Annotated in this window: 4 protein-coding genes, 1 tRNA gene and 1 pseudogene; 3 read left to right on the plus strand and 3 right to left on the minus strand. The window is 66.2% G+C overall.

All coding sequences use genetic code 11. The annotated features are described in order from the left end of the window. The first annotated feature begins 316 nt into the window (after positions 1–316). The gene (locus ABZ345_RS46885) at positions 317–2,221 is read left to right on the plus strand and encodes an acyl-CoA dehydrogenase family protein (protein WP_359862184.1); all 1,905 of its coding nucleotides are present in this window, start codon (positions 317–319) and stop codon (positions 2,219–2,221) included. A 218-nt stretch (positions 2,222–2,439) separates the two neighbouring features. Here ABZ345_RS46885 and ABZ345_RS46890 read toward each other — a convergent pair whose 3' ends face one another. Then, positions 2,440–3,609 (minus strand): ROK family protein, encoded by a 1,170-nt coding sequence (locus tag ABZ345_RS46890; RefSeq protein WP_359862186.1) that lies wholly within the window; start codon positions 3,607–3,609, stop codon positions 2,440–2,442. A gap of 151 nt (positions 3,610–3,760) precedes the next feature. On the opposite strand from ABZ345_RS46890, the gene ABZ345_RS46895 reads away from it, so the two are divergent. Continuing rightward, on the plus strand, positions 3,761–7,990 hold the full coding sequence (locus ABZ345_RS46895; RefSeq protein WP_359862188.1) for a GH92 family glycosyl hydrolase: 4,230 nt from the start codon (positions 3,761–3,763) through the stop codon (positions 7,988–7,990). Between the two features lie 258 nt (positions 7,991–8,248). Here ABZ345_RS46895 and ABZ345_RS46900 read toward each other — a convergent pair whose 3' ends face one another. Then, the gene (locus ABZ345_RS46900) at positions 8,249–9,157 is read right to left on the minus strand and encodes a cation diffusion facilitator family transporter (RefSeq protein WP_359862189.1); all 909 of its coding nucleotides are present in this window, start codon (positions 9,155–9,157) and stop codon (positions 8,249–8,251) included. 149 nt (positions 9,158–9,306) lie between these two features. Between ABZ345_RS46900 and ABZ345_RS46905 the strand changes: the two genes are divergently transcribed. Further along, positions 9,307–9,381, plus strand: a tRNA-Arg gene (locus tag ABZ345_RS46905). A gap of 784 nt (positions 9,382–10,165) precedes the next feature. On the opposite strand, the pseudogene ABZ345_RS46910 reads toward ABZ345_RS46905, so the two are convergent. Next, positions 10,166–10,504 (minus strand): annotated as a pseudogene (locus ABZ345_RS46910) (recombinase family protein); the annotation flags it as partial. Between the last annotated feature and the right edge of the window lie 103 nt (positions 10,505–10,607).

A 10,607-nucleotide genomic window follows, 5' to 3' on the forward strand; every position in this document is an offset into this window, starting at 1 on the left:
CATCAACCCGCAAGCGGCGCTGGCTGGTCTTTGATCAGATTGGCGGGGTCCGGGGCGGAGCCCCGCGCCCTAAACGGGACTCGCTCAACGCAAGGCGACCACCCACGAAGTCGCGGATCGCACGGAACGTGACTCGCCCAGAGCAAGGTGACCACCCGCAAACTCGCGTCACGCCCGGAACGCCACCCGCCCAACGCAAGGCGCCCCACCCCCAAACCCGCGCCCCACCCAGGAACAGCAAGATCTCACCCTCCAACCCGGTGGACATCCGCCTACCGCTGAGTAACGTGGGTCACACCCCTACTCGGAGGTAACCATGACCGTCGACGAGCGCGCGGCCAGGCAGGTCGCCGAACAAGCACGGGAAACCCGCTGGCAGCGACCGAGCTTCGGCAAAGAGCTCTTCCTCGGTCACTTCCGCATCGACCTGATCCACCCACACCCGACCGGCACCGCCGAAGACCGCGAACGCGGCGAAGCCTTCCTGGAAAAGCTCCGCAAGTTCACCGAGTCCCACATCGACAACCAGGTCATCGAACGCGACGCCCAAATCCCGGACGAAGTGTTCAAGGGCCTCAAAGACCTCGGCGCGTTCGGCATGAAGATCAAGCCGGAATACGGCGGCATAGGCCTGACCCAGGTCTACTACAACAAGGCCCTGATGCTCGTAGGCAGCGCCAGCCCCGCGATCGGCGCCATGCTGAGCGCCCACCAGTCCATCGGCGTCCCCCAGCCCATCGCGATGTTCGGCAGCCCAGAACAAAAGCAGGAGTTCCTGCCGAGGTGCGCCAGGGGCGAGATCACGGCGTTCCTGCTGACCGAACCGGACGTGGGCAGCGACCCGGCCAGACTGGGCACCACAGCCGTCCAGGCCAGCGACGCCGACAGCGACAGCGACAACGACAGCGGCGACTACATCCTCAACGGCGTGAAGCTGTGGACCACCAACGGCGTGGTAGCCGACCTCCTGGTCGTCATGGCCCAGGTCCCGGACAAGGGCATCACCGCGTTCGTGGTCGAAGCGGACGCCGAGGGCATCACAGTCGAGAACCGCAACGCCTTCATGGGCCTGAGGGGCCTGGAAAACGGCGTAACGAGATTCCACAACGTCCGAGTCCCGAAGAAGAACGTGATCGGCAAGGAAGGCGCCGGCCTCAAGATCGCCCTCGCCACCCTGAACACCGGGCGCCTGAGCCTCCCCGCGCTCTGCGCCGGAAGTGCCAAGTGGTGCCTGAAGATCGCCCGGGAGTGGTCCACGGCACGCATCCAGTGGGGCCTGCCCGTGGGCAAGCACGAAGCCATCGCGGGCAAGATCTCCTACATCGCGGCCACGGCCTACGCGCTGGAAGCCGTCCTGGACCTCAGTTCCGAACTGGCGGACGCCGGCAGCCACGACATCCGCATCGAAGCCGCCCTCGCCAAGCTCTACGCGAGCGAGAAGGCCTGGCTGGTGGCCGACGAGCTGGTCCAGATCCGCGGCGGCCGAGGCTACGAGACCGCGGAAAGCCAGGCGGCGCGCGGAGAACGCGGCATCGCGGCCGAGCAGGTCCTGCGCGACCTCCGCATCAACCGCATCTTCGAAGGCTCTACGGAGATCATGCACCTGCTGATCGCCCGCGAAGCCGTGGACGCGCACCTGAGCGTGGCCGGGGACATCATCGACCCGGACGCCGACCGCCAGGCCAAGATGAAGGCTGCGGCCAAGGCGGGCGGTTTCTACGCCAAGTGGCTGCCGACGCTGGTCGTCGGCAAGGGCCAGAGTCCCGCCGGCTACACCGAGTTCGGTCCGCTGGCGAGGCACCTGCGGTTCGTCGAACGGTCGGCGCGCAAGCTGGCGCGGCAGACGTTCTACGCCATGTCGCGGTGGCAGGGGAAGATGGAGCGCAAGCAGCGGTTCCTCAGCCGGATCGTCGACATCGGCGCCGAGCTGTACGCGATCAGCGCCACGTGCGTGCGGGCGCAGCAGGACCAGAACCCCAACGCCCGGCTGCTGGCCGACGCGTTTGCCAAGCAGGCGCGGGTCAGGGTCGACGAGCTGTTCGAGAGGCTGTGGAAGAACACCGACGACAGCGACGTGGTGCTGGCCCAGCAGGTCATGGACGGCAACTACACGTGGCTGGAGGAGGGCGTGATCGACGCGTCCATCCCGGGCAGCTGGATCGCGGACTCGGCACATCGCGAGTCGACGGCGACGAACGTCCACCGGCCGACACCGCGCTAGCCCGTTACTGCACTGGGCAGGCTGATGGTGCGGGCGCGGCACCTGCCCAGTGCACGGCCGGTAGGGGGCTACGTCCCCCGCATCCCCCTACCGACTCCCCTTGCAACGGAAGGACACAACACCCTCCAGGTGGAGGTTCCGGTAACGCTAAGCCACAAATCGCCGTTAACAGTTACGACAATTGAGTGAACTACCAGGTGAGGGTCGCTCAGTTACTCTCAGAGAGTAACTTCGAAGACCAATTCACGTGCGGCTTCGAGGCCCATCGCGATCGCTCCGGAGAGCACCGCGCCGTCACCCAGCGAGCCCGCCACGATCCGGGGAGCCAGCGGCGTCATCGTGCGCACCGCGGCTTCCATCGGCGCGAGCAGCAGGTCGACATTGGACCCGACACCGCCACCCAGAACGACCAGCTCGGGGTCGATCACCGCGGCGACCGACGCGACGAGGAACGCCAGCCGTTCCGCCTCCACCCGCACGACCTCCAGGGCCTGAGCGTCACCAGAACGCGCGGCGGAGAACACCTCGAGAGCCGTGCGCGCTGCCAGTCCACGGTCACGGGCAAGCGCCACAACGGACTCCGCCGCCGCGGCCTCCTCGAACTGTCCACGTTGGACGTCCGAAGCGGACTTCCCGAACGGGAGGAACCCCACCTCTCCCGCCGCTCCGTGCGCACCGCGGAACAACGTGCCGTCCACGCAGATCCCCATGCCGACACCGGTGCCGACGGTCACGCACACGAAGACGCGCACGCCGCGAGCCGCGCCGTAAACGTGCTCCCCCAACGCGGCCAGGTTCGCGTCGTTCTCCACGACCACCGCGGGGCCCAGCGACGATTCCAGCCCGTCGAGCACACCGGCGGACTCCCAGCCGGGCAGGTTGGGCGCGTGCCGCACGACCCGCGAACGCTGGTCGATCACGCCGGGGCTGCCGATCACCTTCACCACGACGTCCGTCAGCGCGATCCCCGCGTCGGCGACCGTGCGCGACGCCAGGTCCGTCACCGTGCGCACCAAAGAAGACGCCAACCGGCTGCGGTTGCGCTCGTCCACGCGAGCCACCACGGACCCGCCCAGATCGGCCACGGCCGCCCGGATCCGCTCGCGCCCGATGTCGATGCCCAGCACGTATCCCGCGAGCGGATTCGGCTCGTAGACCACCGCAGAGCGGCCGGGACCCGCTGTCGTGCGGCCGATGGGACGCACCAGCGCGTGGCGTTCGAGATCGACGAGTGCCTGGCCGACCGTCGGCTTGGACAGCCCGGTGTCCTTCGCGATCTGAGGCCGGGTGGCGGCACCCAGACGGCGCAACCGGTCCAGCACCGCGCGTTGGTTGAGCACGCGCATGCCCGCTGGTGTACCCACCTCTGGCGGCTTGCGGTCGGTCACCGACCGAGTCTAGATCTTGAGAGGTGGACTCTGCGCGCAACTGTTGAGAGGACAGGTTCGGAGACAATTCCTGTCCGGTCCCTTGACAACGATGTCACGTGCAGAAACGCTCCCTGGCGAATGGGGCAGGCAAGGCGGCGGAAGGGTTGCAATGAGGCACCTGCGCAAGAGACGAACAACGACCCTGTTGAGCGTTGCGATCACTGCGACACTGGTGTGCGGCGTCACCAACGGCTACGCGGCCGCCGCACCAGAGGAGCAAGGCGTGGGCTTTTCGTCGTCCTTTGAGGACGGTCAACCTCAACCGTCGTGGGTCAGCACGGTCGAGACCGACGCGGCGGGGCAGCCGAAGTCGGCGGGCGTGATCGGCTCCAGCGGCACGGGCACCCCGGGCAACGTCGCCGACAAGGCGACGGTGAAGGCCAACGGGGACAACCCCCCGAACGAGACCGTTGCCGAGATCAACGACCTCAACGTCAACTCGAAGTGGCTGGTCTTCGCCTCGACCGGCTGGCTGACGTTCGACTTCGCGAACAGCCCTCAGACGATCAAGAAGTACACGCTCTCGTCGGCCAACGACGAGCCGGAGCGCGACCCGAAGGACTGGACGCTCCAGGGCTCGAACAACGGCACCGACTGGACGGTCCTCGACACGCGCACGGGTGAGAGCTTCGCCGAGCGCTTCCAGACCAAGGCCTACGACATCGCCACGCCGGCGTCGTACCAGATCTACAAGCTCGACATCACGGCGAACCACGGCACGGACATCGTGCAGATCGCCGAGGTCGAGCTCTCCGACGGTTCCACGAACCCACCGGCACCGAACATGCGCAGCCTCGTCGGCGGCGGCCCCACGGGCGGCTACACGGCCAAGTCGAAGGTCGGCTGGACGGGCCAGAAGGCGTTCCGCGCCCAGGGCAAGCACACGACCGAGGGCCGGGCGTACAGCTACAACAAGGTCTTCGACGTCGACGTCAAGGTCGGCCCGCAGACCGAGCTGTCGTACATGATCTTCCCGGACTGGGTGAACGACAACCTGAACTACCCGAGCACGTACTCGGCGGTGGACCTCGCGTTCTCCGACGGCACGTACCTGAGCGACCTCAAGGCCGTCGACCAGCACGGCGCCGTGCTGTCGCCGCAGGGCCAGGGCGCGGGCAAGTTCCTGTACGCCAACCAGTGGAACAAGGTGGCGTCCACGATCGGCGCGGCCGCGGCCGGCAAGACGATCAAGCGGGTCCTGGTCGCCTACGACGGTCCCAAGGGCCCGACGGAGTTCGGTGCCTGGTACGACGACATCCGGATCGGCGATGTCGTTCACAAGCAGTACTCGAAGCCTTCCGACTACGTGCTGACCACGCGCGGCACGAACTCGAACGGCTCGTTCTCGCGGGGCAACAACTTCCCGGCGACCGCAGTGCCGCACGGCTTCAACTTCTGGACCCCGATGACCAACGCGGGTTCGCAGAGCTGGCTGTACGAGTACCAGCAGCGCAACAACGCGCAGAACCTGCCGACGCTGCAGGCGTTCACCGCGTCCCACGAGCCCAGCCCGTGGATGGGTGACCGCCAGACGTTCCAGGTCATGCCGTCGGACAAGGCGCCGACGCAGGACCGCGCGGCTCGCTCGCTGGCGTTCAAGCACGACAACGAGATCGCGAAGGCGCACTACTACGGCGTGACCTTCGAGAACGGCATGAAGACCGAGATCGCGCCGACCGACCACGCCGCGGTCTTCCGGTTCACGTTCGCCGACTCCGGTGAGAAGAACCTGGTGTTCGACAACGTGAACAACCTCGGTGGCCTCACCTTGGATGCCGCTTCCGGTGTCGTGACGGGCTTCACCGACGTCAAGAGCGGACTGTCCACGGGTGCCACGCGCCTGTTCGTCTACGGCAAGGTCGACAAGGCCGTGACGGCGAGCGGTCGCCTGACCGGCGCTGGTCGTGACAACGTCGGCGGCTACTTCTCGTTCGCGGACAAGACGGTCCAGCTCAAGATCGCCACGTCGTTGATCTCGGTGGACCAGGCTCAGGCGAACCTCGACCAGGAGATCTCCGGTTCCGACTCCTTCGACGCGGTGCGCGACCTTGCGCAGGCCGCGTGGGACAAGGTGCTGGGCATCCTGTCCGTCGAAGGCGCGTCGGAGGAGCAGCTGATCACGCTGTACTCCAACATGTACCGGCTCTACCTGTACCCGAACTCGGGCTTCGAGAAGGTCGGCGACAAGATCCAGTACGCGTCGCCGGTGGCGCCCGCGACCGGTCAGAACACGCCCACCCGCACCGGTGCGAAGATCGTCGACGGCAAGATCTACGTCAACAACGGCTTCTGGGACACCTACCGCACGACCTGGCCCGCGTACTCGTTGTTCACGCCGTCGCAGGCGGGTGAGATGGCCGACGGGTTCGTCCAGCAGTACAAGGACGGCGGCTGGATCTCGCGCTGGTCCTCCCCCGGTTACGCCGACCTGATGACCGGCACGAGCTCCGACGTGGCGTTCGCGGACGCCTACCTCAAGGGCGTGTCGAACTTCGACATCAAGGCCGCCTACGACGCCGCGGTGAAGAACGCGTCCGTCGTGCCGCCGAGCAACAACGTCGGCCGCAAGGGCATGGACCGGTCGATCTTCCTCGGCTACACCGGCAACGACCAGATGGACTCCGAGGCCTGGTCGTGGGCGATCGAGGGCTACGTCAACGACTTCGGCATCGCGTCGATGGCGAAGGCGCTGTACGAGAAGACCGGCGAGAAGCGGTACTCGGAAGAACACGAGTACTTCCTCAACCGCGCCCAGAACTACGTGCTGACGTTCGACAAGAGGATCGGCTTCTTCCAGAACCGCAACGTCGACGGCTCGTGGCGCGTCGAGGACCCGGCGAAGTACAACCCGCAGGACTGGCGCTACGACTACACCGAGACGAACGGCTGGAACATGGCGTTCACGGTGCCGCACGACGGGCAGGGCCTCGCGAACCTGTACGGCGGGCGGGACAAGCTGGCGCAGAAGCTCGACTCGTTCTTCTCCCTGCCGGAGACCGCGAAGTTCCCCGGCGGCTACGGCGGCGTGATCCACGAGATGATCGAGGCGCGGGACGTGCGGATGGGCCAGTACGGCCACTCCAACCAGCCGTCGCACCACATCGCCTACATGTACAACTACGCGGGCAAGCCCTCGGGCACCCAGGAGAAGGTGCGCGAGATCCTGTCGCGCCTGTACGTCGGCTCGGAGCAGGGCCAGGGCTACACGGGTGACGAGGACAACGGCGAGATGTCGGCGTGGTTCCTGTTCTCCTCGCTGGGCTTCTACCCGCTGCAGATGGGCAAGCCGGCGTACGCGATCGGTTCGCCGTTGTTCACCAAGGCGACCGTTTCCCTGGAGAACGGCAAGAAGCTCGTCATCAACGCACCGAAGAACAGCCGGAAGAACATCTACGTGCAGGGCGTGAAGGTCAACGGCAAGGCGTGGAACAAGACGTCGCTGCCGCACGACCTGCTCGCAGCCGGCGCGACGATCGACTTCGACATGGGCCCGACGCCTTCCGCGTGGGGCACGGGCGCCGCCGATGCGCCGGACTCGATCACCGTTGGTGACGCGGTTCCGACGCCTCTCCGCGACGTTTCCACCGGCGTTTCGACTGCGGCTCTGGTGGACAACAACTCCGCGACCTCGGCGGTGGTCCGCTCGTTCGACTTCAAGCCGGCTGACGCGAAGGAGAGCGCATCGTTCTACACGCTGACCAACGCGAAGACCGGCAAGTCGCCCTCGTCGTGGGAGCTCAAGGCCTCCTACGACGGCAAGACCTGGGCGACGGTCGACAAGCGTTCCGGCGAGAACTTCCAGTGGCAGCAGTACACCCGGTCGTTCAAGATCGCGTCTCCTGGCCGGTACAACTACTACAAGCTGGAGTTCTCGGAGGACGTCGCGCTGGCGGAGTTCGAGCTGATGTCGAAGCCGCTACCCAAGCCCGCCACCACGGTGACCGGCACGGTCAACGGTCCACTGGAGGTCAAGGGCGTGACCTATGTGGACGGTGCCACGATCAACGGCCCGGTGACTGTGGCGAAGGGCGCCACGCTGTACGTCTTCGGCGGCGAGATCAAGGGCCCGCTGTCGGCCTCGGACGCGGCCTCCGTGGTGCTGGTGGGCACCCGCGTGGGCGGTCCGGTGTCGGTCAACGGCTCGGCGACCGAGGTGGCCGTCGAGAACACCGCGGTCGGTGGCCCGGTGTCACTGACGTCGAACAAGACCAGGTCGGTGGTGGCCTTCTCCACCGTCGGCGGCCCGCTGTCGTGCACCGGCAACACCCCGGCGCCGTCGAACAACGGCTTCCCGAACGACGTGAAGGGTCCGAAGGCAGGACAGTGCACTGGTCTGTAACGCCTAACTGATCTCGTCTGAACCAGAAAGGCCGCGTTCCGTCACGGAACGCGGCCTTTCCCGTTCACCTGAAAGGATCTATCCCTTTCAGACATACTTCGATGAGATCTGGGCAATTCATCTGCGGTGACTGGGGAGGCTGTTGTGGTGCCGTTCGAACGAGGTCGCGTCTGGGTGGCCGTACCACAACCCCGGACGCCTCTTCCGTCACGAACCGGCACCCCGTCCACTAAGGACGAGATGCGCGACCTGCCGGCCTCACCAAGAAAGCTCCCGGCACCGCTGCGCTGACGAGCCACCTTCAACCTGCAACGTGGCGTGCTCGATGTGGTACTTGGTCGCCAGCAAGACCTGAGCCGCCTTGAGCACGCTCTCGTGATCAGCGTCCTTCGCGGTCGCGAGGTGAGCCGAAGCCACCTCCATGCCACTGGTCAACGTCCACACGTGCAGGTCGTGGGCCTCCGTGACACCAGGCAGCTGCGTGAGCGCCACCTGCATCTCAGTCACGTCCAACCGCTCCGGCGCGTGCTGGAACAGGATGTGCAACGCGTTCTTGGCCAGCCCGTACGTCCGCGGCAACACCCACACACCGATCAGCACACCCATGATCGGGTCCGCGTACTTCCACCCGGTGGTGATGGTGACCAGCGCGGAGATCAGCACGCCCACCGACCCGATGAGGTCGGCCAGCACCTCGAGATACGCGCCCTTGACGTTGATGCTGTCCTTGGCGCCCTCCCTGAGGACGCTGAAGCTGACGAGGTTGGCAACAAGACCGAGCGTCGCCGCGATGAGCACAGGCCACCCCGGCACCTGCGGCGGGTCCTGGAACCGCCCCACCGCCTCGTAGATCACGTACCCGGCCACGCCGAACAACAGCACCGCGTTGGCCAGCGCCGCCAGCACCTCGGCCCGGTAGAACCCGAACGTCCGGTTCCGGCCGGCCTTGGCCCGGCTGGCCACCATGATCGCGGCCAGCGCCATGCCCACTCCGAGCACATCCGTGAGCATGTGAGCGGCGTCCGAGATGAGCGCGAGGGAGCCCGTGGCGAACCCCACGACGAACTCGACCACCATGAAGACCGCGCCGATGCCGAACGCGACCCACAGCTTGCCGGCGTGCTGCCCGCTGGCCGACGCCGATCCGTGCCCGTGCCCGTGACCCATGCCAGGAACATATAGCGATATGCGCATGAGTGCAATCGGGCCGTATTCCCCGCCGAACCGAACGTAATGGAGCCCACGCCCCGCCGTTGCGCGGGGGTAGGTGTGAAACGCGGTCGCGCGAGTGCGCTAGGATCTTCCACGTAGCTACGGCCCCCGTAGCTCAGGGGATAGAGCACCGCCCTCCGGAGGCGGGTGCGCAGGTTCGAATCCTGCCGGGGGCACCACGCAGACCTGCTCACTAGGAGCAGAGCGTTGCTTCGGAAGGGCCGCGACCGCTTCGGTCGCGGCCCTTCCTGCTGTTCCGACCGTGTCACCGGTCAGCGTGATGCGACACACGGCAGTCCTCGTTTCGTAGTCGTAGTGGATCTCTAGCCGAAGCGCCTCGAACAGCGGTCGCGACACCTCGTCGGGCAAAAGGTCGAGGTCGACCCCCGCGATGGGCAGGCAATCGAGCAGCTCCGGGTTCACGGCCTCTCGGACCTCGTCCTCGAAGGCCGCCAACTGCTCCTCCAGCCGGGTTCGCTCAGCCTGGAGTTCGACTCGCCGGTTGTTCACGTCGCGCACGAACTCGTCGGTCACCTCAGTGGCGACCTCCAGGCTGCGAAGCAGGTTGGTTGACCTCGTTCGGTTGTCACGCAGCGCGCGACCGATCGCCGCGACCTTGTCCTCGCGCTCCTTCTCAGCGGCCTGATCCTGGTCGGCCTTTCCTGCGGCGAAGAGGCTGCGCCGGTAGGGGCCGAAGACCTCGTGCACCAAGAACTTGTTGACGCCAACCAGCAGCTCGTCTTCACGCACGCGGAACATCGGGGGATGACCGTCGGGACGGTAGGCCTTCTTGGGCTGGCAGCCGTAATAGATGGTTCCGGCGTGGTTGGCGTTGCCGAACAGCCGCCTGTGGCAGTGCAGGCACGACACGTAGCTCCGCAGTCGGTAGACCCGCTTCGAGTCCAGGGCACTGTTCAAGCCAGGCTTTGTCCGCGACCGCTCGCGGCGAGCCGAGACCTGCTGGGCTTGGACGAACGTTTCCAGGCTGATGAGGGCTTCGTGCGTGGGCTCGACCGACCAGACCCATTCCGAGACCGGGTTCGCCTTGTTCTTGCCCGCTCCCTTGCGTGCGCGGCGGTTCCAGACCATGTGCCCGGTATACTTCGGGTTGGTCAGAACCTCCCGGACGCTGGAGTACGTCCACAAACCGACAGCGCGGTCCGGCTCGACCGGCGTCGGCGGCGGATTGAGCACAAGGTCTTCGTTCAGACGATCCGCGATTGCCTGGTAGCCGAGACGCTCGGTCGTTCGCCACGTGTACTGCCGCTGGATGCAGGGACCTTCAACCGCATGAATCAGCAGCCGGGTCTTCTAGATGGTTGATTCCAAGGGGTAGCCCAGATCCGGGCATGGGACGAGGGTGTCCATGATCATTGTGTGACGAATGAAGTGGACACCCTCGCGA

The organism is Lentzea sp. NPDC005914 (assembly GCF_040629405.1).
GTDB lineage: Bacteria > Actinomycetota > Actinomycetes > Mycobacteriales > Pseudonocardiaceae > Lentzea.